Annotated in this window: 18 protein-coding genes, 2 tRNA genes, 1 pseudogene and 1 riboswitch; of the genes and pseudogenes, 6 read left to right on the plus strand and 15 right to left on the minus strand. The window is 70.9% G+C overall.

The annotated features are described in order from the left end of the window. The first annotated feature begins 145 nt into the window (after window positions 1-145). Complete coding sequence (locus KCH_RS37225; protein WP_051653018.1) at window positions 146-1,108, plus strand: hypothetical protein; 963 nt, start codon at window positions 146-148, stop codon at window positions 1,106-1,108. A gap of 43 nt (window positions 1,109-1,151) precedes the next feature. Further along, complete coding sequence (locus tag KCH_RS37230) at window positions 1,152-1,961, plus strand: hypothetical protein (RefSeq protein WP_051653019.1); 810 nt, start codon at window positions 1,152-1,154, stop codon at window positions 1,959-1,961. A 106-nt stretch (window positions 1,962-2,067) separates the two neighbouring features. On the opposite strand, the gene clpX is transcribed toward KCH_RS37230, so the two are convergent. The 5 genes from clpX to KCH_RS13030 form a co-directional block, all read right to left on the minus strand. Then, window positions 2,068-3,354, minus strand: a complete 1,287-nt coding sequence (gene clpX, locus KCH_RS13010; RefSeq protein ID WP_035862767.1) for an ATP-dependent Clp protease ATP-binding subunit ClpX — start codon at window positions 3,352-3,354, stop codon at window positions 2,068-2,070. Between the two features lie 278 nt (window positions 3,355-3,632). After that, window positions 3,633-4,295, minus strand: coding sequence for an ATP-dependent Clp protease proteolytic subunit (locus KCH_RS13015; RefSeq protein WP_035862769.1), 663 nt, complete (start codon window positions 4,293-4,295; stop codon window positions 3,633-3,635). Between the two features lie 44 nt (window positions 4,296-4,339). Then, on the minus strand, window positions 4,340-4,969 hold the full coding sequence (locus KCH_RS13020; protein WP_035871808.1) for an ATP-dependent Clp protease proteolytic subunit: 630 nt from the start codon (window positions 4,967-4,969) through the stop codon (window positions 4,340-4,342). 224 nt (window positions 4,970-5,193) lie between these two features. Further along, complete coding sequence (gene tig, locus KCH_RS13025) at window positions 5,194-6,591, minus strand: trigger factor (RefSeq protein ID WP_035862772.1); 1,398 nt, start codon at window positions 6,589-6,591, stop codon at window positions 5,194-5,196. Window positions 6,592-6,793: 202 nt separating this feature from the next. Beyond that, window positions 6,794-6,867, minus strand: a tRNA-Pro gene (locus KCH_RS13030). Between the two features lie 151 nt (window positions 6,868-7,018). On the opposite strand from KCH_RS13030, the gene KCH_RS13035 reads away from it, so the two are divergent. Continuing rightward, a tRNA-Gly gene (locus KCH_RS13035) sits at window positions 7,019-7,092 on the plus strand. 130 nt (window positions 7,093-7,222) lie between these two features. On the opposite strand, the pseudogene KCH_RS46000 reads toward KCH_RS13035, so the two are convergent. The 3 genes and pseudogenes from KCH_RS46000 to KCH_RS13055 all read right to left on the minus strand — a co-directional run bounded on the left by KCH_RS46000 (window position 7,223) and on the right by KCH_RS13055 (window position 10,539). Next, a pseudogene (locus KCH_RS46000) lies at window positions 7,223-8,216 on the minus strand (M23 family metallopeptidase). Between the two features lie 2 nt (window positions 8,217-8,218). After that, window positions 8,219-8,374, minus strand: a riboswitch (cyclic di-AMP (ydaO/yuaA leader). Window positions 8,375-8,745: 371 nt separating this feature from the next. Beyond that, complete coding sequence (locus KCH_RS13050) at window positions 8,746-8,940, minus strand: hypothetical protein (protein WP_035862776.1); 195 nt, start codon at window positions 8,938-8,940, stop codon at window positions 8,746-8,748. A gap of 387 nt (window positions 8,941-9,327) precedes the next feature. Next, complete coding sequence (locus tag KCH_RS13055) at window positions 9,328-10,539, minus strand: PP2C family protein-serine/threonine phosphatase (protein ID WP_425268765.1); 1,212 nt, start codon at window positions 10,537-10,539, stop codon at window positions 9,328-9,330. Between the two features lie 172 nt (window positions 10,540-10,711). Here KCH_RS13055 and KCH_RS13060 point away from each other — a divergent pair, with 172 nt between their 5' ends. After that, window positions 10,712-11,965, plus strand: a complete 1,254-nt coding sequence (locus tag KCH_RS13060; protein ID WP_035862779.1) for a GNAT family N-acetyltransferase — start codon at window positions 10,712-10,714, stop codon at window positions 11,963-11,965. A gap of 69 nt (window positions 11,966-12,034) precedes the next feature. Here the strand turns inward: KCH_RS13060 and KCH_RS13065 are convergent, their stop codons facing one another. Continuing rightward, entirely contained in the window at window positions 12,035-12,520 is a 486-nt protein-coding gene (locus KCH_RS13065; RefSeq protein WP_035862781.1) for a ribose-5-phosphate isomerase, read from the minus strand. 70 nt (window positions 12,521-12,590) lie between these two features. Next, window positions 12,591-13,187 carry a biotin transporter BioY gene (locus KCH_RS13070; RefSeq protein WP_035862783.1) on the minus strand — a complete coding sequence of 199 codons (597 nt, stop codon included), beginning with the start codon at window positions 13,185-13,187 and terminating at the stop codon, window positions 12,591-12,593. Window positions 13,188-13,464: 277 nt separating this feature from the next. Between KCH_RS13070 and KCH_RS13075 the strand changes: the two genes are divergently transcribed. Further along, window positions 13,465-14,865: an amino acid permease gene (locus KCH_RS13075; RefSeq protein ID WP_035862784.1), complete on the plus strand. Its 1,401-nt coding sequence runs from the start codon at window positions 13,465-13,467 to the stop codon at window positions 14,863-14,865. A 57-nt stretch (window positions 14,866-14,922) separates the two neighbouring features. Here the strand turns inward: KCH_RS13075 and KCH_RS13080 are convergent, their stop codons facing one another. Next, on the minus strand, window positions 14,923-15,558 hold the full coding sequence (locus tag KCH_RS13080; RefSeq protein ID WP_035862786.1) for a mycothiol-dependent nitroreductase Rv2466c family protein: 636 nt from the start codon (window positions 15,556-15,558) through the stop codon (window positions 14,923-14,925). A 191-nt stretch (window positions 15,559-15,749) separates the two neighbouring features. Here KCH_RS13080 and pepN point away from each other — a divergent pair, with 191 nt between their 5' ends. Beyond that, window positions 15,750-18,317, plus strand: coding sequence for an aminopeptidase N (gene pepN / locus KCH_RS13085; RefSeq protein ID WP_035862788.1), 2,568 nt, complete (start codon window positions 15,750-15,752; stop codon window positions 18,315-18,317). A gap of 73 nt (window positions 18,318-18,390) precedes the next feature. On the opposite strand, the gene KCH_RS13090 is transcribed toward pepN, so the two are convergent. The 4 genes from KCH_RS13090 to KCH_RS13105 all read right to left on the minus strand — a co-directional run bounded on the left by KCH_RS13090 (window position 18,391) and on the right by KCH_RS13105 (window position 23,443). Next, a complete protein-coding gene (locus tag KCH_RS13090) occupies window positions 18,391-19,329 on the minus strand; it encodes a carbohydrate ABC transporter permease (RefSeq protein WP_035862791.1) in 939 nt (312 codons plus the stop codon). Window positions 19,330-19,342: 13 nt separating this feature from the next. Beyond that, entirely contained in the window at window positions 19,343-20,275 is a 933-nt protein-coding gene (locus KCH_RS13095) for a carbohydrate ABC transporter permease (protein WP_035862794.1), read from the minus strand. A 76-nt stretch (window positions 20,276-20,351) separates the two neighbouring features. Then, window positions 20,352-21,758 (minus strand): N-acetylglucosamine/diacetylchitobiose ABC transporter substrate-binding protein, encoded by a 1,407-nt coding sequence (gene ngcE / locus KCH_RS13100; RefSeq protein ID WP_035862796.1) that lies wholly within the window; start codon window positions 21,756-21,758, stop codon window positions 20,352-20,354. Between the two features lie 371 nt (window positions 21,759-22,129). Next, the gene (locus tag KCH_RS13105; protein ID WP_035862798.1) at window positions 22,130-23,443 is read right to left on the minus strand and encodes a glycoside hydrolase family 18 protein; all 1,314 of its coding nucleotides are present in this window, start codon (window positions 23,441-23,443) and stop codon (window positions 22,130-22,132) included. Between the last annotated feature and the right edge of the window lie 87 nt (window positions 23,444-23,530).

The raw sequence follows: 23,530 nt of genomic DNA on the forward strand, positions 1-23,530 counted from the left end.
ACGCACAGTTTACGGAAGCCGGGACGGCAGGTGTGACCCGACAGTGCGGTGGCCACTCGGGCGCGCTGGGGGGGCTGTACGGTAGCGTGCCCGCATAGTCGACCGGACGGGGCCGCGCACTGAGGCGGCGGGGGAGAAAAGACATATGTACGGCCAGGGCCAGGGACCGCAGCAGTATCCGCAGGGGCAGCCGCAGCAGCCGTACGGCGCTCCCCCGCCGCAGCCCGGCTACGGCGCCCCGCAGCCGCCGGCCGGCCAGCCCGGGTACGGCGCCCCCCAGCCGCCCGCGTACGGCGCTCCGCAGCCGCCGGCCTACGGCGCCCCCCAGCCTCCCGTCGGCCAGCCCGGCTACGGCGCGCCCCAGCCGCCGGCCCCGCAGCAGGGCTACGGCTACCCGCAGCCGCCCGCGCAGCCGCAGCAGCAGTGGGGCGGCGCGCCCCAGGTGCCCGGCCAGCAGGGCTACGGCGGCTACCCGGCGCCGCCCGCCCCGTCCAAGGGCAAGGGCGGGATCATCGCCCTGGTGGCGGTCCTGGTGCTGGCGGCCGGCGGCGGCGTCGCCTACTGGGCGCTGAGCGGCTCCAAGGGCTCGGACACCGCGGGCAAGTACAAGCTGACGGTGCCGGAGAGCGTGGCCGGCTACACCAAGAAGTCGTCCTCCGAGAAGGGCGAGCTGAAGGGTCTGGAGGGCGTCGGCACCTTCGAGGGCTCGCTGACCGCGACCTACCAGAAGACCCCGACCGACGTGGCCAGCTTCAGCGGCAGCTGGGGCAGCGTCCCGGACCCGGGCAAGGCGCTCGACACCGCCATCCAGAAGCTCAACGAGGGCGACAGCGGCGACGGTTCGGACAAGCCGAACTGGAAGCAGGAGCCGGCCGACGTCGACGCGGGCGACTCGAAGGACCCGGGCGCGGTGCTGCGCTGCGGCGTGGTCTCCCAGGAGTCCGGCAAGACCACGCTGGGCGTCCCGATCTGCCTGTTCGCCAGCCACTCCACCATCGGCGTGGTCGCGTTCGTCTCGATGGACAGCACCGGCAAGGCCACCGTCACCACCTCCGACGCCGCGTCCCGCACCCGGCAGATCCGCGACGCCGCGACCGTCGCCAAGTAGCCCCCACAGCAGCGCATTTCACGCCCGAACGGAGCAACTCCCCGTGTCCGACAACCAGTTCGGTCCGCCGCAGCCCGGCTTCGGCCCGCCGCAGGACGGCGCGATACCCCCGCAGGGCGCGCCCGCCGCGCCGCAGGGCGGCTACGGCTACCCGGGCGCCCCGGCGCCCCAGCAGCAGGCCTGGGGCGGCGGCGCGGTGCCGCCGCAGGGCTTCCCCAACCCGGGCGGCTACCCGCCCGGCGTGCCGATGCGGAAGAAGTCGCGCAAGGGCCTGTGGATCGGCCTCGGCGTGGTCGCCGCGGTGATCCTGGGCGGCGCGGGCGTGGTCGGCTACCTGATCTACGACACCACCGCGGACACCGGCAAGAACAAGATCGTCCTGCCGCAGTCGTTCCACGACATGACCAGCGACCCGGAGGACGAGGACGCGAAGCGCCTGTCCAGCGGTCTGCAGGACGGCCTCGCCGAGGACAAGTCCTCGTTCACCCAGGCCGAGCCGGTCTCCACCATCTACCGGTCCTCGGACGAGCAGAAGATGCTGCTGGTGTCCGGCATGACCGGCCACGTGCTGTTCCCGTCGAAGCAGGTCGACGCGGCGTTCAGCAGCTTCACCGCGGGCGGCGCCGGCGGCGTCAGCGACCGCAGCGACATCGACCCGGGCCCGCTCGGCGGCCGGCTGTCCTGCGGCACCACCGACATCGCCGGCCAGCACGGCGGCATCTGCGTCTGGGCCGACAGCTCCTCCGTGGTGGTCGTCCTGGAGCTGGACGGCTCCAGCGACAAGGGTGTCACCAAGGACAAGGTCGTCGCCGACACCCAGGAGCTGCGCAAGCTCTCCGAGGTTCCCAAGTAGCCTCCGCCGCACGGCGGTCCGCGTCACGCGGACCCGAAACGGCCGAAGGGGCCCCGCACCGTTCACCGGTGCGGGGCCCCTTCGCTGTCGCGGGGTTGACGGAGCGTCAGGCGCTCTTCTCCCGGCGCTCGCGCTTGATCATGTCGCGCGGGACCAGGGTGGGGATGGCGTGCTTGGAGACGACGTCCCCGGTGACCACCACGCGGGCGACGTCCTGCCGGGACGGGACCTCGTACATCACGGACATCAGCACCTCCTCCATGATGGCCCGCAGACCGCGCGCGCCGGTGCCGCGCAGGATCGCCTGGTCGGCGATCGCCTCCAGCGCGTCCCGGGTGAACTCCAGCTCCACGCCGTCCAGTTCGAACAGCTTGCGGTACTGCTTCACCAGCGCGTTCTTCGGCTCGGTGAGGATCTGCAGCAGCGCCTCGCGGTCCAGGTTGTGCACGCTGGTGATGACGGGCAGCCGGCCGATGAACTCCGGGATCATCCCGAACTTCACCAGGTCCTCCGGCATCACCTGACGGAAGTGGTCCGAGGCGTCCTGCTCCCGCTTGGAGCGGATGGTGGCGCCGAAGCCGATGCCCTTGGCGCCCGCCCGGCCCTCGATGATCCGCTCCAGGCCGGCGAACGCACCGCCCACGATGAACAGCACGTTGGTGGTGTCGATCTGGATGAACTCCTGGTGCGGGTGCTTCCGGCCGCCCTGCGGCGGCACCGAGGCGGTGGTGCCCTCCAGGATCTTCAGCAGCGCCTGCTGCACGCCCTCGCCGGAGACGTCCCGGGTGATCGACGGGTTCTCGCTCTTGCGGGCGACCTTGTCGATCTCGTCGATGTAGATGATCCCGGTCTCGGCCTTCTTGACGTCGTAGTCGGCCGCCTGGATCAGCTTCAGCAGGATGTTCTCGACGTCCTCGCCGACGTAGCCCGCCTCGGTCAGCGCCGTGGCGTCCGCGATGGCGAACGGCACGTTCAGCATCCGGGCCAGGGTCTGCGCGAGCAGCGTCTTGCCGGAGCCGGTCGGGCCCAGCAGCAGGATGTTGGACTTGGCCAGCTCGATCGCGTCGTCCCGGCCGGAGCCGGAACGGCCGGCCTCGCCGGCCTGGACGCGCTTGTAGTGGTTGTAGACCGCGACCGACAGCGCCTTCTTGGCGAGGTCCTGGCCGACCACGTACTGGTCCAGGAACTCGTAGATCTCGCGGGGCTTCGGGAGTTCCTCGAAGCGCACCTCGGAGCTCTCGGCGAGCTCCTCCTCGATGATCTCGTTGCACAGGTCGATGCACTCGTCGCAGATGTACACGCCTGGCCCGGCGATCAGCTTCTTCACCTGCTTCTGCGACTTGCCGCAGAACGAGCACTTGAGCAGGTCGCCACCGTCTCCGATGCGTGCCACGAGGTGCTTCCCCTTCGCCAGGGGCCCCGCGGGGGTCGGGGCCTGGTGCTGTGAGACCGGCTGCGCCGTCGGCGGTCGGTCTGGTATCCGACGGTACTCTGCCGAGCCGCTGTTTCCGCCGACTTCGACCGGTCTGCCCTACGCCCTGGGCGAATTGATACCGAACAGATGCCGTCGCGGGCGCATGACCCGACAGCCATTGTGCCGGGGCGGAGGCCCCGACCGGAACGCCCCGGGGCGGGGCGTACGTCACGTACGCACCGCCCCGGGGCGAGGGTTCAGTCGGTGAACGAGTTCTTCCGGGTCGAGATGATCTGGTCGACCAGGCCGTACTCCAGCGCCTCTTCGGCGGTCAGGATCTTGTCGCGCTCGATGTCCTCGCGGACCTGCTCGACCTCCTTGTTGGAGTGCTTGGCCAGCATGTTCTCCAGCTGCTCGCGCATCCGGAAGATCTCCTTGGCCTGGATCTCCAGGTCCGACACCTGGCCGCGGCCGGTCTCGGTGTACGGCTGGTGGATCAGCACCCGGGCGTTCGGCAGCGCCATCCGCTTGCCGGGGGTGCCGGCGGCCAGGATGACCGCGGCGGCCGAGGCGGCCTGGCCCATGCAGACCGTCTGGATGTCCGGCTTCACGAACTGCATGGTGTCGTAGATCGCGGTCAGCGCGGTGAACGAGCCGCCCGGGGAGTTGATGTAGACCGAGATGTCGCGGTCCGGGTCCATCGACTCCAGGCAGATCAGCTGCGCCATGATGTCGTTCGCGGAGACGTCGTCCACCTGCGAGCCGAGGAAGATGATGCGCTCCTCGAACAGCTTGGCGTACGGGTCGTACTCGCGGATGCCCTGCGAGGTGCGCTCGACGAACCGCGGGACGATGTAGCGGCCCTCGGCCCGCATGTCCTCCAGGCGGGCCTTGGCACCGGACAGGCTGGGGATGTTCATGTTCTCTGGTCCTCCGAAGCGTGCGGTCTGGGTTCCGATGCCGGTCAGCCGGCCAGGCCGGCGCCGGTGCCGCCGCCGCCGGGGACGTCCGCGGCGCTGTGCATGATGTCGTCGATCAGGCCGTACGCCTTGGCCTCCTCCGGCGTGAACCAGCGGTCACGGTCGGAGTCCGCGGTGATCTGCTCGAAGGACTGGCCGCTGTGGTGGGCGATCAGCTCCGACATCCGCTTCTTGGTGCGCAGCAGCTGCTCGGCCTGGATCCGGATGTCGGTGGCGGAGCCGCCGAGGCCCGCGGAGGGCTGGTGCATCAGGATGTTGGCGTTCGGCAGCGAGAAGCGCTTGCCCTTGGCGCCCGCGGTCAGCAGGAACTGGCCCATCGAGGCCGCCATGCCCATCGCGATGGTGACCACGTCGTTCTTGATGTACTGCATGGTGTCGTAGATCGCCATGCCCGCCGAGATGGATCCACCCGGGGAGTTGATGTAGAGGTAGATGTCCTTCTCGGGGTCCGCCGCGAGCAGCAGGAGCTGGGCGGTGATCTTGTTGGCGATGTCGTCGTCGACCTGCTGGCCGAGGAAGATGATGCGCTCGTTGAGCAGCCGGTTGTAGACCTGGTCGCCCAGGCCGCCGCCCACGTCGCCGCCGGCGGCGTGCGGTGCCATCGGGCCAGGCATCTGCATCTGCGGGAACGTCACTTAGCCACCTGCTCAGTCGATCTGCGTGTGTGTCGCTGTCCACCGACCCTAACGCGCAGGCCCCGCCGCTGAATCCCCCACGCAGAACTGTTCGCTGTGAGCGCAGGGTGAGCAGGCCGAACGAGGAACGGGCCCGGGCACCGTGCGGTGCCCGGGCCCGTTCCCGGTCTGACGCCCCGTCGGAATCCCGACGGTCAGGAGGCTCAGGCCTCCTTGGTCTCCTCGGCGGCGGCCTCGTCGGCGACGGCCTCCGCCGCGGCCTCCTCGGTGGCCTCCTCGTCGTCCTCGAACGAGACGACCTCACCGTTGGTGTCGGTGACCTTGGCGGCCTCGACGACCAGGGCCAGCGCCTTGCCGCGGGCGACCTCGCCGACCAGCAGCTGCACCTGGCCGCCCTGGACGACCTGCTGGGCGAACTGGTCCGGGGTCAGGCCGGAGCCGGCGGCGCGACGGATGAGGTGCTCGGTGAGCTCCTCCTGGTTGACGCCCAGCTCCTCGTTCTTGACGATCTGGTCCAGCACGAACTGGGTCTTGATGCCCTTCTTCGCCTGCTCCTCGGTCTCCTTCTCGAAGTCCTCGCGGGACTTGTCCTGGGAGGCGAGGTAGGTGTCGAGGTTCAGGCCCATCGGCTCCAGCTGGTGGTGCTCCAGGTTGTGCTTGCGGGTGCCGATCTCGTCCGCGAGCAGCTTCTCCGGGTAGTCCATCTCGACCCGGCTGAGCAGCTCGTCGAGGACCTTCTCCTGGGCCTGGGTGGCCTGGTCGAACTCCTTCATCCGCTCGAGGCGCTTGCGCGAGTCGCCGCGCAGCTCCTCCAGGGTGTCGAACTCGCTCGCCAGCTGCGCGAACTCGTCGTCCAGCTCGGGGAGTTCCTTCTCCTGGACGGTGGTCACGGTGACGGTGACCTCGGAGTCCTTGCCGACCTGGGTGCCGCCCTTGAGGGTGGTGGTGAAGGTCTTGGACTCGCCGGCCGACAGGCCGACGACGGCCTCGTCGATGCCGTCCAGCAGACGGCCGGAGCCGATCTCGTAGCTCACGCCGGTGGCGGTGCCGTCCTCCGGCACCTCACCGTCGACCTTGGCCTCCAGGTCGATGACCACGACGTCGCCCTCGGCGGCGGCGCGCTCGACGTCCTTCACGGAGCTGAAGCGCTCGCGCAGCTGCTGCAGCGACTTCTCGATGTCCTCGTCGGTGACCTCGACCGGGTCCACCACGACGGCGATCTCGGCGAAGTCCGGCAGGGTGACCTCGGGGCGCACGTCGACCTCGGCGGTGAACTTCAGGTCACCGCCGTCGACCAGGTTCTCGACACCGGCGATGTCCGTGATGTCGGGCTGGCCCAGCACGTCGATCTGGCCCTCGTCGACGGCCTGCGTGTAGAAGCGCGGAAGCGCGTCGTTGACGGCCTCCTCCAGCACAGCGCCCCGGCCGAAGCGCTGGTCGATGACCCGGTTCGGGATCTTGCCCTTGCGGAAGCCCGGGACGGTGACCTGCTGGTTGATCTTCTTGTACGCCGCGTCGAGGCTGGGCTTGAGCTCCTCGAAGGGCACCTCGACGGTGAGTCGAACCCGGGTCGGGTTCAGAGTCTCGACGGCGCTCTTCACGGTTGGGTCTCCTAGGGGGCTTGCGGTCAGGGCGATAGGCGGTTGGGGCTGAAATGCTGTCCGTACTACCGCCAGCGGTCCATCCTACCGGTACCACGAAAGCGACTCTGCCCGGCACCGGGTCCTGGCCGGCGTGACCTTCAACGCCCGCGCCCCGCAACGACAACAGGGCCCCGCCCACCGACGAGACCCTGCCGCACGGTCGGGGTGACCGGATTCGAACCGACGGCCTTCCGCTCCCAAAGCGGACGCGCTACCAACCTGCGCCACACCCCGTGGTGCCGAGCAGAAGAGTACACGTCGGCCCGCCTCCGACCGGGGCGATATCCGCGAGCCGACAACGCGGAAGGAGTGTGCAATCCACCGACCCGACCAGGTACGCTGATCGAGTCCCCGCCACCGCGGTACGCGGTGCGGGTACTCCTTTGCGGGTGTAGCTCAATGGTAGAGCCCCAGTCTTCCAAACTGGTCACGCGAGTTCGATTCTCGTCACCCGCTCCACGCGGCCGACGGCCCCGACTGCCCATGCAGTCGGGGCCGTCGCCGTTCCCGGCCTCCGGGCCCGCCGCCCGGGCAGCCCGAAGGCCCCGGACAGCGGGGCTGTCCGGGGCCTTCGAGGGGTGGGCGACGATCAGACGTTGACGCCGTGGGCCGCCAGGTAGGCGACCGGGTCGATGTCGGAGCCGTAGTCCGGGGTGGTGCGGATCTCGAAGTGCAGGTGCGGGCCGGTCACGTTGCCGGTCGCGCCGGAGAGACCGATCTGCTGACCCGCCGTCACGGACTGGCCGGCCGAGACGGAGATCGAGGAGAGGTGCGCGTACTGGGCGTACTTGCCGTCGGCCAGCTTGATGACGACCTGGTTGCCGTAGGCGCCGCCGTTGCCGGCGGAGACCACGGTGCCGGCGGCGACGGCCTTGAGGCTGGTGCCGGTGGCGACCGGGAAGTCGATGCCGGTGTGGTAACCGCTGGACCAGTTGGAGCCGGCCACCTTGTAACCGGTGGTGACCTTGCCCGGCGCCGGGGCGACGTAGGCGGAGGAGCTGGTGCTCGCCGCGGCCGTCGTGGTGGCGGCGGTGGTGGTGGAGGCCTTCGGGGCCGCCTGCTGGGTCTTGGCGGTGCCGGTGGTGGCCGTCTTGGCGGTGGTCGACTTGGTGGTGTCGGCCTGCTTCGGGCGGCCTTCGGCGCGGCGGCCTTGGCGGCGGTGTCCGAGGAGGTGGACGCGGCCGGGGCCTTGGCGGCGGGGCGGCGGCCTGGCCGTTGACGGTCAGGTGCTGGCCCGGGTAGATGAGGTTGGGGTTGCCGCCGACCACGGAACGGTTGTCCTGGTACAGCTTCTCCCAGCCGCCGTCGACGTGCTGGGCGTCGGCGATCTTGGACAGGGTGTCGCCGGCGGCGACCCGGTAGCTGTGCGCGGCGGCGCGCTGGGCGCCGTCGGTGTGGTCGGCGACCGGCTTGGCGTCCACCGAGACGTTGGACCACTGCTGGGCGCCGCCCTGGTGGTCGGTGGTGTGCGCGGACGCGGCGGTGACCGGGAGGCCGACCGCGGCGCCGGCCACGCCGGTGGCGATGGCGATCCGGACGATGGTGGTCAGGCGCGGCTTGCGGTGCTTGCCCTGAGCGGACATGGAGCATTCCTCTCCGACGCCTGCGAGGTGAGCTGTCGGGTTCGGGCGAGAGTTGCCCGGCCGCAGAACTGCGGCTTCACCCCAAGCCGTTCCCGGCGTGTCCCGGGCCCGGCGTCCTACCTGTGGTTCCCCCGCTCCTGCCGTGGCGTGGTATCTGGTCGGCACCGGACGACGGCAGGACTAGGCGTTCCGTCAGGTGGCCCGCCCGGACCATGGCCGGGCTGCGGAGGAAGCAAAACCCACGGCTCGCGAAGCTGGCAAACGCCGATCGGCCCCGTTCCCAAGATCGGGAAGGGGCTGACGGTCCACCAGGTCACGCTGCGCCCACCGGCTCGCTGCGGTGTGCGTACGGGATCATGACGGTGCGCCTACGAACCCCGCACGGTGGGCGACTTCGGCCACCGTGCGCGTTCGGGCGCGGACCTGGCGTGACCTTGCGGGTGACCCTGGTCACCCGCGGGCAGGCCGAATGGACGGTGCGAGGGAGCCTCCCGCCCGTCGTGGCGTGCCGCCGGGAGCCGACGGGGCGTCAGCCCGCGATCGACGCGATGGCCTTGGACACCGAGGTGAGGAACTGCTGGATCGGACCGGCCATGGTCGACTGGCTGAGCATGAAGCCGAACAGGGCGGCGACGATGGCGTGCCCGGTCTTCAGCTGCTTGTTGCGAATGAAGATCGCGACGATGATGCCGAACAGGACAAGCGCGGAGACGGAGAAGGCCACCGGGACTCACTTCCTCGATTCGTGGCGGGGGTTCGGGTGGAAACCGTCGATGGCTCCCAGGCGGAAACCGGCCCCTGCCCCCCGTGTCCCCACCACTCCATCCGGACTCAGTGTGGTCGCTCGTGCGGACTGCGTAAAGGACTTGCCCGGTTGCCCGGGCCCCCAACCCGCCTGGTAGGACTGATTTTCGCCGACCGCGACGATAGCAACCGGGTTCTGACGACCCGTCGGCGGGCAGTGCTCCGCCCCGGCTCGCGCGGCAAACCGGCAGGCAGATCCGGGAGCGGCCCACGAGCCGGGCGGCGCGCCGGAATTGGCCGAAGATCAACGCCCGGGTTTGACACTCCGTGGGCACTCCGCGCTCACCGCGCCTGCGCACGGCGGGGTTCAGCGGCGCCAGACCAGCAGCACCGCTCGGTCGTCGTTGACGTGCTTGGCGACGGTGTCGATCAGCCGGACCGCGGCGCCGGCCCGGATCGGCCCCGGGGCGGCGGCGATCAGCCGGTCGGCCTCGCCCATCAGCCGGTCCATGCCCTCGGCGAGGTCGCGGCCGGGGATCTCCACCATGCCGTCGGTGCACAGCATCAGCACGTCCCCGGGGCCGAGCACGCCGCGCACCCCTTCGAACTTGGCCTCGTCGTAGACGCCGAGCAGCGGGCCCTCGGCCTCCTTGACCTCCCAGTGCCCGGCGCCGGCGAGCCGGTGCATGCCGGGCAGGTGCCCGGCGGAGAGCAGTTCGTACTCGCCGGTGTCCAGGTCGACCACCAGGTGGACGGCGGTGGCGAAGCCCTCCGCCCAGTCCTGGCGCAGCAGGTAGCCGTTGGCGGCGGGCAGGAAGTCGTGGGCGGGCAGCGAGCCGAGCAGTCCGCCGAAGGCGCCGGAGAGCAGCAGGGCGCGGCTGCCGGCGTCCATGCCCTTGCCGGAGACGTCGGCGAGGACGGCTTCGAGCATCCGGCCGCCGGGGCCGGTGCGGGCGGCGACCATGAAGTCGCCGGAGAAGGACTGGCCGCCGGCCGGGCGCAGCGCGGTGTCGGTGTGCCAGCCGTCGGGCAGCCGCGGGACGCGGCCCTGGACCCGGATCCGCTCGCGCAGGTCGAACAGCATGGTGGAGCCGCCGCGCCAGGGCACGCCGATCCGGCGGCGGAACTGGGCGACCAGCAGTCCGGCGACGCCGACCGCGCCGACCACCAGCGCGGATCCGGGGGTGACGCCGTGCGTGTAGGCCTCGGGCGTGGCGCTGGCGACGCGCTCCCCGGTGTGCACCAGGGACTCGGTGACCAGCCCGGCGACCGCGACGGCGTACAGCAGCACCAGGGTGCCGGGGCGCAGCAGCAGCGCGCCGGCCAGCACCGGCAGCACCAGGGCGGTGGGCGGGGCCCAGTCCGGCAGCAGGATGTTCAGCAGCACCAGGACGGGCACCGCGAGGGCGAGCGCGGCGAACGCCCACCAGTCGGCGCCGTCGCCGCGGAAGTAGTCGACCCCGGTGCGGCGCAGCCTGCGCCGGGCCCGGTACAGCGCCGCGCGCAGCCGGGCCGTCACGGGCTCGCGGGACGGTCCGCCGTCCCGGCCCGTCGCACTGGGACGCGCGCTGCCGGCCATGGGGACCGACCTTATCCACCGTCGGTGCGCGCGTCGACGGCCCGGGTGGCACCGAGTGCAACGAAGTCGGCACGCTCCGGTGGGTTTCGGCCGCGCGCGCCGGATCCGGGGGCGCGCCGGGGGCGCGACAAATCGGTCGCGCGGGCCCGGACCGGGTGATAGGCAGGGCCTCATGACGATTCGACACCCCGAGCTGACCGTACGGACGTTGCGCGCCGAGGAGTGGGACACCTGGTACGACGTGCTGGACGTGGCCTTCGGCGGGGGCGGGGAGGCGCCCGAGGAGCGGGCGCTGTGGCACGAGTTGACGGAGGTCGGGCGTTCGCTGGCGGTCTGCGAGGGCGAGCGGATCATCGGCACCGCCGGGGCGGTCGGCTTCCGGCTGGTGGTGCCGGGCGGCGCGGTGCTCCCGGCGGCGGGCGTGACGATGGTGGGCGTGCTGCCCACCCACCGGCGGCGGGGCGTGCTGACCGCCCTGATGCGCCGTCAGCTGGACGACGTGCGCGCGGCCGGCGAGTGCCTGGCGGTGCTGACGGCCTCCGAGCCGCCGATCTACGGCCGGTTCGGCTACGGGCAGGCCACCCGCAAGGCGGTGGTGTCGATGGCCCGCGGCCGGGTGAAGGTGCACACCCCGGAGCAGCGCGGCGAGTTGGTGCTGCGGCTGGCCGATCCGGTGGCCGAGCTGGGCCGCTGCGAGGAGCTGTACGCCCGCCTGGCGACCCGCCGTCCGGGCACCCTGGTGCGGCAGCCCGGCTGGGAGAAGGTCCCGGTGCTGGACGCGCCGGGCTCCCGCGGCGGCTTCTCCCCGCTGCAGTCGGTGCTGGCGGAGGACCCGGAGACCGGCGAACTGCTGGGCTACGCCCGGTACGCGGTGAAGGGCGGGTGGGACGAGCGCGGCGCGGCCGGCGTGGTCCGGGTCCGCGCGGTGCAGGCGGAGCAGCCCTGGGTGTACGCCCGGCTGTGGGAGTTCCTGCTGGACCTCGACCTGACCGAGCGGGTGGAGGCGTACAACCTGCCGGTCGACGACGCGCTGCTGCACCTGGTGTCGGACGTCCGGCACCTGACGCCGCGTCTGGTCGACGGCATGTTCGTGCGGCTGGTGGACCTGCCGAAGGCGCTGGAGGCGCGCGGCTGGGCCCTGCCGGTGGACGTGGTGCTGGAGGTCACCGACGCGTTCTGCCCGTGGAACGCGGGCCGTTGGCGGCTGACGGCGGCGCCGGGCAAGCCGGCCTCCTGCGTGCCGACCGACGAGCCGGCCGATCTGGAGCTGGACGTCCGGGAGTTGGGCTCGGTCTACCTGGGCGGCGGCTCGCTGGCGGCGCTGGCCGCGTCCGGCCTGGTGCGGGAGGTGCGGCCGGGCGCGCTGGAGCCGGCCTCGGCGGCGTTCCGTTCGGGGCTGGAGCCCTGGCTGCCGCACAACTTCTGACCGGCCCGCGCCGGAACGGACGCGCCCGCCGGGCAACTGCCGGGCGGGCGCGGTGCGTTGCGGGCCGGATCAGCCCTGCGGGTGGTGGGCCGGGACGGGCGGCAGCTCGCCGGTGGTCTCGTACTCGGACAGCATCTCGATCCGGCGGGTGTGCCGGGGCTCGCCGCTGTACGGGGTGTTGAGGAAGATCTCGACGAACTTGGTGGCCTCGTCCAGGGTGTGCATCCGGCCGCCGACCGAGATCACGTTGGCGTTGTTGTGCTCGCGGCCGAGGGCGGCGGTCTGCTCGCTCCAGGCCAGCGCGGCGCGGACGCCCTTGACCTTGTTGGCGGCGATCGCCTCGCCGTTGCCGGAGCCGCCGATCACCACGCCCAGCGCCTCCGGGTCGGCGGCGGTGCGCTCGGCCGCCCGCAGGCAGAACGGCGGGTAGTCGTCCTCGGCGTCGTAGATGTGCGGGCCGCAGTCGACCGGCTCGTGCCCGGCCCCCTTCAGCCACTCGACGAGGTGGTTCTTCAGTTCGTATCCGGCGTGGTCGGAGCCCAGGTAGACGCGCATGGACACGAGTGTGACATGCCTCCGGGCCCGCACCCCGGCAGGGGCGGCGGGCCCGGTTGCGGACGGGTCGTCAGCGGCGGCCGACCAGCTTCCAGGTGAGCGGGAGGGCGCCCATCGCGAGCACCATCTTCAGCGCGTCGCCGACCAGGTACGGGTACATGCCGAGGCTCGCGGCCCGGGCCAGCGGGACGTCCAGGGCGAAGGCCAGGTACGGCACGCCGACCGCGTAGATCACCAGGCTGCCGAGCGCCATCGCGCCGGCGGTGTACAGCGGGCTGCGGTCGGCGCCGCGGCGGGCCAGCGCGCCGGTGAGGGCGGCGGCCAGCACGAAGCCGATCACGTAGCCGAAGGTGGCCAGGCCGGCGCCGGAGCTGCCCTCGGCGAACCAGGGCAGGCCGGCCGCGCCGGCGGCCAGGTACAGGCCGAGCGCGGCGGCGCCGCGGCGGGCGCCGAGCGCGGTGCCGACCAGCAGCGCGGCGAAGGTCTGCCCGGTGACCGGCACCGGCGAGCCCGGCACCGGGACGGACAGCTGGGCGGCGAGGCCGGTCAGGGCGGCGCCGCCGGCCACCAGGGCCAGGTCGCGGGCCCGCGCGCCGATCCGGGTGGACGCCTGCGGCAGCAGGTCGGCGAGGACGGCGGTGGACGGTATCGACGCGGCGATGGCCATGGCTGCTCCCGGGGTTCCGATGGGGTGATCACTGCGAACCTACGCCGCGTCAGGTCTCCGCCGCCGCGTCGGGCGCGACAAAGCCGACCGGCCCCGCCTTGTCGGGTCCGGCCTGTGACCAAGCCCTCACTGCGTGCACTCGGTGGTGCGGCGGTCACTGTCCGTCGGACGGGCGTCCGGATGCCGGTCCCGGTTGGGGCGTTCACGTCATCTGCCGAATAGTGGACAGACCCTTCCGAAATGGTCGGGCACCCGCACAGTCTGGAAAACCCTCCGCATGACCCGAACACCCTCCTCCGCCACGGCGTCCGCCGCGCCGGACGCCGCCGGCACCGCCGAGGACTCCGGCCTGGCCCACGGACTCAAGCAGCGCCACCTGTCGATGATCGCGCTCGGCGGCGTGATCGGCGCCGGGCTGTTCGTGGGCTCCGGCTCCGGGATCGCCGCCGCCGGTCCGGCCGTGGTGCTCGCCTTCGCCGCCTCCGGGCTGCTGGTGATGCTGGTGATGCGGATGCTCGGCGAGATGTCCGCCGCCCGTCCCGCCTCCGGCTCGTTCTCGGTGCACGCCGACCGGGAGATCGGCCCGTGGGCGGGCTTCACCGTCGGCTGGCTGTTCTGGATCCTGCTGTGCGTGGGCGTCGCGGTGGAGGCGATCGGTGCGGCCGGCATCGTCTCCGGCTGGCTGCCCGCGGTGCCGTCCTGGGCCTGGGTGGCCGTCTTCATGGCGTTCTTCTGCCTGACCAACCTGGCGGCGGTGCGGAACTTCGGCGAGTTCGAGTTCTGGTTCGCCGCGATCAAGGTGCTGGCGATCAGCGCCTTCCTGGTGATCGGCGTCCTCGCCGTGCTCGGCCTGCTGCCCGGCACCCCCTCCCCCGGCGCCGGCAACCTGACCGGCCATCACGGCTTCCTGCCGAACGGCGCGAGCGGCCTGGTCACCGGCCTGCTCGCCTCGGTGTTCGCGTACGGCGGCCTGGAGACCGTCACCATCGCCGCCGCCGAGTCCGAGAACCCCCGGCGCAGTGTGGCCGTCGCGGTGCGCACCGCGATGTGGCGGATCGCCCTGTTCTACGTCGGCTCGATGGCCGTGATCGTCACCCTGGTCCCGTGGGACGACCCGTCGGTGGTCCGGCCGGGCCCGTACGTCGCCGTGCTGGGCACCCTGGGCATCCCGGGGGCGGCGCAGCTGATGAACGTGGTGGTGCTGATCGCGCTGCTCTCCGCGATGAACGCCAACATCTACGGCTCGTCCCGGATGGTGCACTCGCTGGTCGCCCGCGGCCACGGCCCGCGCGCGCTGGCCCGGCTGTCCGGCGGCGTTCCGCGCCGGGCGGTGCTGGCCTCCTGCGCGTTCGGCTTCCTGGCCGTGCTGCTGTCCTACTGGTGGCCGGAGACGGTGTTCTCCTGGCTGCTCAACATGGTCGGCGCCGCGGTCCTGGTGGTCTGGGCCTTCATCGCCGTCGCCCAGCTCCGCATGCGCCGCCACCTGCCCGCCGCGCAACTCCCGGTCCGGATGTGGGCGTTCCCGTACCTGACGTACGCGGCGCTGGCCGCGATGGGGTTCGTCCTGGTGCTGATGACGCTCGACTCCGCGAACCGCATCCAGCTGTACTTCACCGCCGGGCTGACCGTGGCGCTGGCCGCTCTGGGCCTGCTGAAGAACCGTCGGCCGGCGTCCTGAGACGCACGGAACCCCGCGGCCCGGGAGCGGGTCGCGGGGTCCGGTGCCGTACCGGGCCTACTCGAACGAGGGGCCCGCGGTCCGCGTCCGCTTGATCTCGTAGAAGCCGGGGGTGGACGCCACCAGCAGCGTCCCGTCCCAGAGCCGGGCGGCGGCCTCGCCGCGCGGGGCCGGGGTGACGACCGGTCCGAAGAAGGCGATCCGCTCGCCGTCGGGCCCGTCGACCGCGATCACCGGGGTGCCGACGTCCTCGCCGACCAGGCCGATGCCCTCGGCGTGCGAGGCGCGCAGCTTCTCGTCGTACGCGTCGGTGTCCGCGGCGTCCGCGAGGTTCGCGGGCAGGCCGGCGGCGGTGAGGGCGGCGACCAGGGTCTCCCGGGTGTTGGGCAGGCCCTGGTTGTGGAAGCGCAGTCCGAGCTCGGTGTAGAGCCGGCCGAGCACCTCCTCGCCGTGCGCCTCGGCGGCGGCGACGAGCACCCGGACCGGGCCCCAGCCGGCGGCCAGCATCTCGCGGTACTGCTCGGGCAGGTCGTCCCGCTTCTCGTTGAGGACGGACAGGCTCATCACGTGCCAGCGGACGTCCACGGGGCGGAGCTTCTCGACCTCCAGCATCCAGCGGGAGGTCATCCAGGCCCACGGGCAGATCGGGTCGAACCAGAAGTCGGCGGTCTTGCGGCTGTCAGCGGTGCTCACGGGCGGCGTCCTTCGGTGCGGCGGGCGGGAGTCGCGGGGGGCGGCGCCCCCCGGAGAGCTGCAACCCGGGGCCGGGCGCGGTGATTCCTCAAGCGGTGCAATGGCACAGCCGGGGCGGCGTGAAAGGATGCCCCCGATGGGGTGCCATGAACACTCCGAAAGCCGTGTGTTCCGTACAGAGGAGTACCGCCGTGCCGGGCAAGAACCTGAGCCGTGAGGAGGCCCGCGACCGGGCCGGGATCATCCGGGTGGACAGCTACCGCGTCCACCTGGACGTGAGTGCGGCGGCCGACCCCGGCCGGCCCACCTTCCGTTCCACCACCCGGATTTCGTTCGACTGCAGCGCGCCGGGCGCGTCGAGCTTCGCCGACCTGCTGGCCCCCGAGGTGGTCTCCGTCGAGCTGAACGGCCGTCGGCTGGACCCGGCCGAGGTGTTCGACGGCGCCCGGGTCGCGCTGCCGGAGCTCGCCGCCCGCAACGAGCTGACGGTGGTCGCCGAGTGCGCCTACAGCCGCACCGGCGAGGGCCTGCACCGCTTCGTCGACCCGGCGGACGGCGAGACCTACCTGTACACCCACTACGAGCCGGCCGACGCCCGCCGGGTGTTCGCCGACTTCGAACAGCCCGACCTGAAGGCCCCGTTCAGCTTCACGGTGACCGCCCCGGCGGCCTGGGACGTGTACGCCAACGCCGTGCACGAGCGCATCACCGAGGACGGTGACAACCGCACCTGGGAGTTCGCGCCGACGCAGCCGATCTCCACCTACCTGACCGCCGTGGTGGCCGGCCCGTACCACGTGGTGCGCGACCACTACTCCCGCGAACTGCCCGACGGCAGCGTGCTGGAGATCCCGCTCGCCGCCACCTGCCGCCGCTCGCTGGCCCCGTACTTCGACGCGGACGAGATCCTCACCGTCACCAAGCAGGGCCTGGACTTCTTCCACGAGGAGTTCGACTACCCGTACCCGTTCGGCAAGTACGACCAGTGCTTCGTCCCCGAGTACAACATCGGCGCGATGGAGAACCCGGGCTGCGTGACCTTCCGCGAGGAGTTCATCTACCGCTCGAAGGTCACCGAGGCCGCGTACGAGGCCCGCGCCAACGTGATCCTGCACGAGATGGCGCACATGTGGTTCGGCGACCTGGTCACCATGAAGTGGTGGGACGACCTGTGGCTGAAGGAGTCCTTCGCCGACTTCATGGGCTCCTTCGCGCAGATCGAGGCCACCAAGTACCGCGCCGCCTGGATCACCTTCGCCAACCGCCGCAAGGCCTGGGCGTACCGGCAGGACCAGTTCCCCACCACCCACCCGATCACCGCGGACATCCGCGACCTCGAGGACGCCAAGCTCAACTTCGACGGCATCACCTACGCCAAGGGCGCGTCCGTCCTCAAGCAGCTGGTCGCCTACGTCGGCCGGGACGCGTTCTTCGAGGGCGCCCGCCGCTACTTCAAGAAGCACGCCTTCGGCAACACCGTCCTCGGCGACCTGCTGGACGCCCTGGAGGAGACCAGCGGCCGCGACCTGCGCGCCTGGTCCGCCGCCTGGCTGCAGACCTCCGGCGTCAACACCCTCACCCCCGAGGTCACCTACGACGCCGAGGGCCGGATCACCGAACTGGCGATCCGTCAGGACGGCGAGGTGCTGCGCCCGCACCGGATCGCGGTCGGCCTGTACGACCGCGCCGAGGACGGCGCGCTGCGGCGCACCGACCGCTACGAGCTGGACGTCACCGGCGCCCGCACCGTGGTCGCCGACGCGGCCGGCCGCTCGCTGCCCGCGCTGGTGCTGCTCAACGACGACGACCTGACGTACTGCAAGGTCCGCTTCGACGAGCGCTCGCTGGAGACCCTGCGCACCGGCCTCGGCGACCTGGCCGGCGAGACCGGCCTGGCCCGCGCGCTGGCCTGGTCCGCGGTGTGGAACCTGACCCGCGACGGGCTGATGCCCACCCGCGACTACCTCGACCTGGTGCAGCGCTTCGCCGGCCGGGAGTCCGACATCGGCGTCCTGCAGTCCCTGCACCAGCAGGCCGGCACCGCGCTGGAGCTGTACGCCGACCCGGCCCGCCGCGGCGAGTACGGCACCGCGCTCGCCGAGGTCGCCCTGCGCGAGCTGTCGCTGGCCGCGCCCGGCAGCGACCACCAGCTGGCCTGGGCCCGCTTCTTCGCCGAGACCGCCGAGCGCGCCGACCACCTGCAGCTGCTGCGCGGCCTGCTGGAGGGCACCGGCCGGATCGACGGCCTGACGGTCGATCAGGAGCTGCGCTGGAGCTTCTGGCTGGCCCTGGCCACCCACGGCGCGGCCGACGCCGAGGAGCTGTCCGCCGAACTGGCCCGCGACAACACCGCCAGCGGCCGCCGCCAGCACACCCAGTGCCTGGCCGCGCGGCCCACCCCGGCCGCCAAGGCCGCCGCCTGGAGCGCCGTGGTCGACTCCGACGAGCTGCCCAACGCCCTGGTCGAGGCGCAGATCGCCGGCTTCAACCAGGCCGGGCAGCGCGAGCTGACCGCCGCCTACGCCGAGCCGTACTTCGCGATGCTGGAGTCGATCTGGGCCGAGCGCTCGATCGAGATCGCGATGCGGATCGTCGGCGGCTTCTTCCCCCGCTACCGGACCACGCCCGCGACGCTGGCCGCCACCGACGCCTGGCTGACGGGCCATCAGGACGCCGCCCCCGCGCTGCGCCGGCTGGTCCTGGAGTGCCGCGACGACCTGGCCCGCGCGCTGCGCGCCCAGGAGTGCGACGTCCAGTAGCGGCGCCCGCGCGACGGCCCGGCCCCCGCTCCGATCGGAGCGGGGGCCGGGCCGTTCTGCCGTACGGGGAGCGCTACTTGAGGGTGGCGGAGGTCAGACCCGCCTGGACCTGCCGCTGGAAGGACAGGTAGACCACCAGCACCGGCAGCATCGCGATCGTCATGCCGGCGAACAGCGCCGGGGCGTCGCTCTTGTAGCCGGACTGCAGGGCCAGGTTGACCAGGCCCTGGGCGAGCATCGAGTGGTCGGCCTCGCCGGCCGTGGTGGGCTGCATCAGGGTGACCGGCAGGATGTACTGGTTCCACTGGCCGAGCACGTTGAAGATGCCGACGCTGATCAGACCGGGCTTGGCCATCGGGATCATGATCTGGAAGAACGTCCGGGTGTGCGAGCAGCCGTCCAGCATCGCCGCCTCGTGCACCGCGCTGGGCAGGGTGCGGAAGAACGAGTACATGAAGAACACGGTGAACGGCAGCGAGTAGGCGACGTACACCAGGATCAGGCCGGCGTAGCTGTTCAGGCCCAGGTACGGGGAGATCTCACCGAGGTTGCGGACCATGAAGAACAGCGGCACCAGGGCCAGGTACACCGGGAACATCGCGCCCGCGACGAACAGGTAGTAGATGAACCGGTTGCCCTTGAACTCGTAGCGGGCCAGCACGTAGGCGGCCATCGAGCCGAGCAGCATGGTCAGGGTGACGGAACCCAGCAGCACGATGACCGTGTTGAGGAAGAAGCCGCCGATGCCCTTGGACCAGGCCCGGGAGAACGCGTCGAAGTGGAAGGCGGCCGGCCAGCTCCACGCCGAGCCGTTGATCTGCGCGTCGGTCTTGAACGAGCCGAGCACCACCCAGGCCAGTGGCAGCACGATCAGGACGGCCCAGATGGCCAGGAAGCCGTGCGAGAAGACGTTCAGTACGCCGCCGCCGTCGGCGAAGCGCTGGTCCTTGCCCGGCTTGGGCCTGGTACCGCGCTGACCGGGGACGCTCGCGGTCTTGTCGAGAGTGGTCATGTCCGGTCCCCGCTCAGTACTCGATCTTGTCGCGCTTGGTGGCCCACAGCGAGACGACGGTCAGGATGAGGGTGAAGAAGAAGATCACCACACCCATCGCACAGGCGTAGCCCGCCTCGCCGTTGCGCAGGAAGCTGCGCATCAGGTAGGTCGAGATGAGCTCGCTGTGGTGGTCGGGGCCGCCGCCGAAGTAGGCGCCCGGGGTGATCGAGGCGACCAGCGCGAAGGCGTCCATGGCGACGATGGCGAGGTACACCCAGGCGGTCTGGACGGTCTCCCAGAGCAGCGGCAGCGTGATCTTGAAGAAGGTCTGGCCGCGCTTGGCGCCGTCCAGCAGGGCCGCCTCGTAGATGTCCTTCGGGATGCCCTGCATGGCGGCCGAGAACAGCACCAGGTAGAAGCCGACGCCGGACCAGACCAGCACCGCGAGGACGCACCAGAGCACCAGGTCCGGGTCGGACAGCCACTGCACCGGGTCGCTCGCGGAGACCAGGCCCAGCTTGATCAGCACGCCGTTCGCCAGGCCGGAGCCGTCGGTGCGGTACACCGCGCCCCACAGCACCGCGAGGATGGCGATCGACAGCACCTGCGGGAAGAAGAACACGACCTTGTAGAAGCCCGCGCCCTTCACGCCCTGGACGCCGCCGGTCCCGCCGCGGCCGCCGACGTTCAGCATGAAGGCGAAGAACAGCGCGATCAGGATGGTGACGACCGGGAGCAGGATCAGCAGCAGCAGGTTGTGCCAGAGGGCACCGGCGAAGACCTCGTCATCGAGGAGCCTCGTGTAGTTGTCCAGGCCGACGAAATCCATCTCCTGGCTCGCCCCGGACCAGTTGGTCAGGGAGTATCCGAAGGTCTGCGCGTACGGCCAGAGCACCAGGCCGACGTACAGCACGATCGGAAGGAAGAGGAACCCCACGATGAAGGGGTACTTGCCGTGACGCATGGTCACTTCTCCTGTCCGTCAGGAAAGACGCACCGGGGGCGGCTCGGCGCCCCCGGTGCGGTGATCGAGTGACCGATCAGGCGGTCTTGTTCTTGGTGGCCGACTCCTTGGCCCGCTTGATCCACTCGGCGGGAGTGATGCGCTTGGCCATCAGCTCGCCCGAGGCGTTCTGCAGGTCCTCGTCGAACTTCGAAGCGGTGTTCGGGTACTGGTAGTTGAAGGTGTGGTCGCCCGCCGCCTTCAGCGCCACCACGGTGGACGCGGTGCCCGGCTTCAGCTGGACCTCGGGGCCCACGCCGTCCTTGAGGCAGGTGAGGCTGTTGGCGGTCTGGGCGAACTTGCCCGAGGCCTCCTTGGTCAGCATCATCCGCAGGAACTCCAGGCCGCCGGCCACGTTCTTGGCCTTCGAGGGCACGATGAACGGCTCGCCCGCGCCGGCCCGGATCGCCTCGAACGGCAGCTTGTCGCCGGGCAGCGACGGCATCGGCAGGAACTTCATGTCGAAGTCGGCCGGGGTGGTGGGCAGCTGCTCGTTCTCCAGCCAGGAGCCGGACGGGATGAACGCGGCCTTGTACTGGTTCCACGCGGTCTGCGACTCGATGTGGGTCATGCCGTTGGTGCCGGTGAGCAGGAAGTCCTTGTCCACGATCTGGAAGAACGCCTCGACGGCGGTCTTCACGGCCGGGTCGTCCCACGCGGCGGCGTCGAGCGAGTCGATCCGCTTCATGAGCTCCAGGCCGCCCTGCTTGGCGATCATGTCCATCATGACGACGTTGATGTAGTACGGGTACTTGCCCTGGTGCGCGACCGGGGCGATGCCCTTGGCCTTGATCTGCTCGCACAGGGTGATGAACTCGGCCCAGGTCTTGGGCACGGTCCAGCCGTTGTCCTTGAACAGCTTGCCGGAGTACCACCAGCCGAAGACGGTGTACACGTAGGACAGGTTGTAGACCTTGCCCTTGACCGTGCCGGAGTCGATGGTGCCGGGCAGCAGCACGTCGCGGATCTTCTTCGACGGGTCGTCGATGTACGGCGCGTCCAGCAGCGGGGCCAGGTCGGTCAGCTGGTTGGAGTCCGCGAGGACGTCCAGCTTCATCTGCTTGGCGCCCGAGTCGTCGATGACGTCCGGCGGGGAGCCGGCGTTGAAGCGCGGCTGGAGCTTGCCGGTGACGTCCTTGTCGGCCTGGTGGTTGATCTTCGCGCCGGGGAACTGCTTCGAGTAGATCGCCTCGAACGCCTTGGCGTACTCGTTGCCGTAGCCGCCGTCGAAGATGAAGACCTCGAGGCCGTCGGCGTCCTTGACGCCGAACGGGTTCTTGGCGTCGCTCAGGTTGTAGCCGCCGGCCGCCTTGGTGCCCTTGTCGGAGCTCCCGGTACCGCCCGCGCAGGCCGCGAGCAGCGAGCTGCTGCCGGCCGCCAGGACGGTGATCGCGGCCGCGCGCTTGAACAGGTCGCGGCGGTTGTACTCAGTTGCAGAGCCCATGCGTGCCCTAACCCCTCAGTTCCAGAAGATGTGAGCCCGAGCTGACGAATCGTCAACTACCTTGGCCCGAAAGGTGCCCAGCGGCGAAGATGCCGGTCAGAGGCTGTGTTCTTGATGCGCAAAGGTATAGTCCACTGCTCATCTGATCAGCAATAGCCCGCCGGTCCGATAACAAACCTGACAGTCAAAGCGTTGTCGGCGGTGCAGCATGTGCAATGTGCAGGAACCCTACGTATTACGTGTCCGCGCCAGCCGTGAGCGTGAATCTAGCGCGCTCATGTTCGTTTGAACATAGAAACGCGCAGCTTCGCGCATCACGGTTCGGGAACCGTGCTGCCGAAACTGCGCGTGGAGGAGCTTCCGACGGTATCTCAGCCGTCCCGAAGTCCCTTGTCCAGAGCGGCGATCATGCTGCCCCGCTCGTCGTCGCCGTCCAGCGACCAGACCATCACGCCGCCCAGGTCGTTCTCCCGCACGTAGCGGGCCTTGGCGGTCGCCGCCTCCGGGGTGTCGTACGTCCAGAACTCGGTGCCGTCGTACTTCCAGCTCGCCCCGTGCGCACGGTCGTTGAAGACCTGGCCGGGCAGCTCCTTGATCTGCTTGTAGGACAGCGTGCCGCCGCGGGCCAGGCCGGTGGCCGACTGGTACAGGCCGTTGCCGCGCGGGCCGGCCGGCACGCCGGTCCAGCCGAAGCCGTACAGCGGGACGCCCACCACGGCCTTCTTCGACGGCAGTCCGCGCTCCGTGTAGGTGCCGACCAGCCGGTCCACGCTCAGCCGCAGCCCGGTCGGATCGTTCGGGTCCGAGTACAGGTTGGACTCGTGGTTGGTCGGGCCCTTGGTCTCCCACGGGCCGTGCAGCTCGTAGGCCATCAGGTTCAGCCAGTCCACCGACCCGGCGACCTTGCCGATCTCGAACTTGTCGATCGCGGACTCGCCGGCCGGCACCGCCGCGGTCAGCAGGTAGTGCGGGCCCTTCTTGCCGGACAGCGCGTCCAGCTGGGTGCGGAACTCCCGCATCAGCAGGGTGAAGTTCCGCCCGTCCTCGGGGCGCACCACGTTGCCCTCGTCGCCGGGGCTGCCCGGGTACTCCCAGTCGATGTCGATGCCGTCGAACACCCCGGCGCCCGCGCCCGCGCCGCCCTCGGCGGAGCCCAGCTGCGGCAGGTCGCCCTTGAGGTACAGGTCGATGCAGGAGGAGACGAACTTCTTCCGGGAGGCGTCGGTGAGCGCCGCGTCCGAGAAGTGCTTGGACCAGCTCCAGCCGCCCAGCGAGATCACCGCGCGCAGCTGCGGGTTCTTCGCCTTCAGCTTGCGCAGCTGGTTGAAGTTGCCCTTGAGCGCCTGGTCCGGGGCGTCGGCCACGCCGTCCACCGACTCCTCGGCGCCCACCGGCCGCTGGTAGTCGGCCCAGGCGTCGCCCTGGCCGGCCGCGTTCGCCTCGAAGCAGGTGCCGTCGGCGGAGACGTTGCCGAAGGCGTAGTTGAGCACGGTCAGCCGGCCGGCCTGGCCGCTGTCCTGGACCTTCTTGGCGGAGAACCCGCTGTAGATGCCCCACTGGGTGAAGTAGCCGACCCGCTGGCCGTTCAGGTGCGGGCGCTTCTCCTGGGCCTGCGCGGTGGCCGGGGAGACGAGCAGCGCGCCGAGCGTCGCGGCGGCGAGGAGTGCCGAGGTGCGTCTGGTCATTCCGTGAATCTCTCCGATTCAGCGTCAATTGGTATGGACCATGTGCTGAGGGAGAGGTGTAGTCCACGTGTGGGGGCCGGCACAAGG

The organism is Kitasatospora cheerisanensis KCTC 2395 (assembly GCF_000696185.1).
Classification (GTDB): domain Bacteria; phylum Actinomycetota; class Actinomycetes; order Streptomycetales; family Streptomycetaceae; genus Kitasatospora; species Kitasatospora cheerisanensis.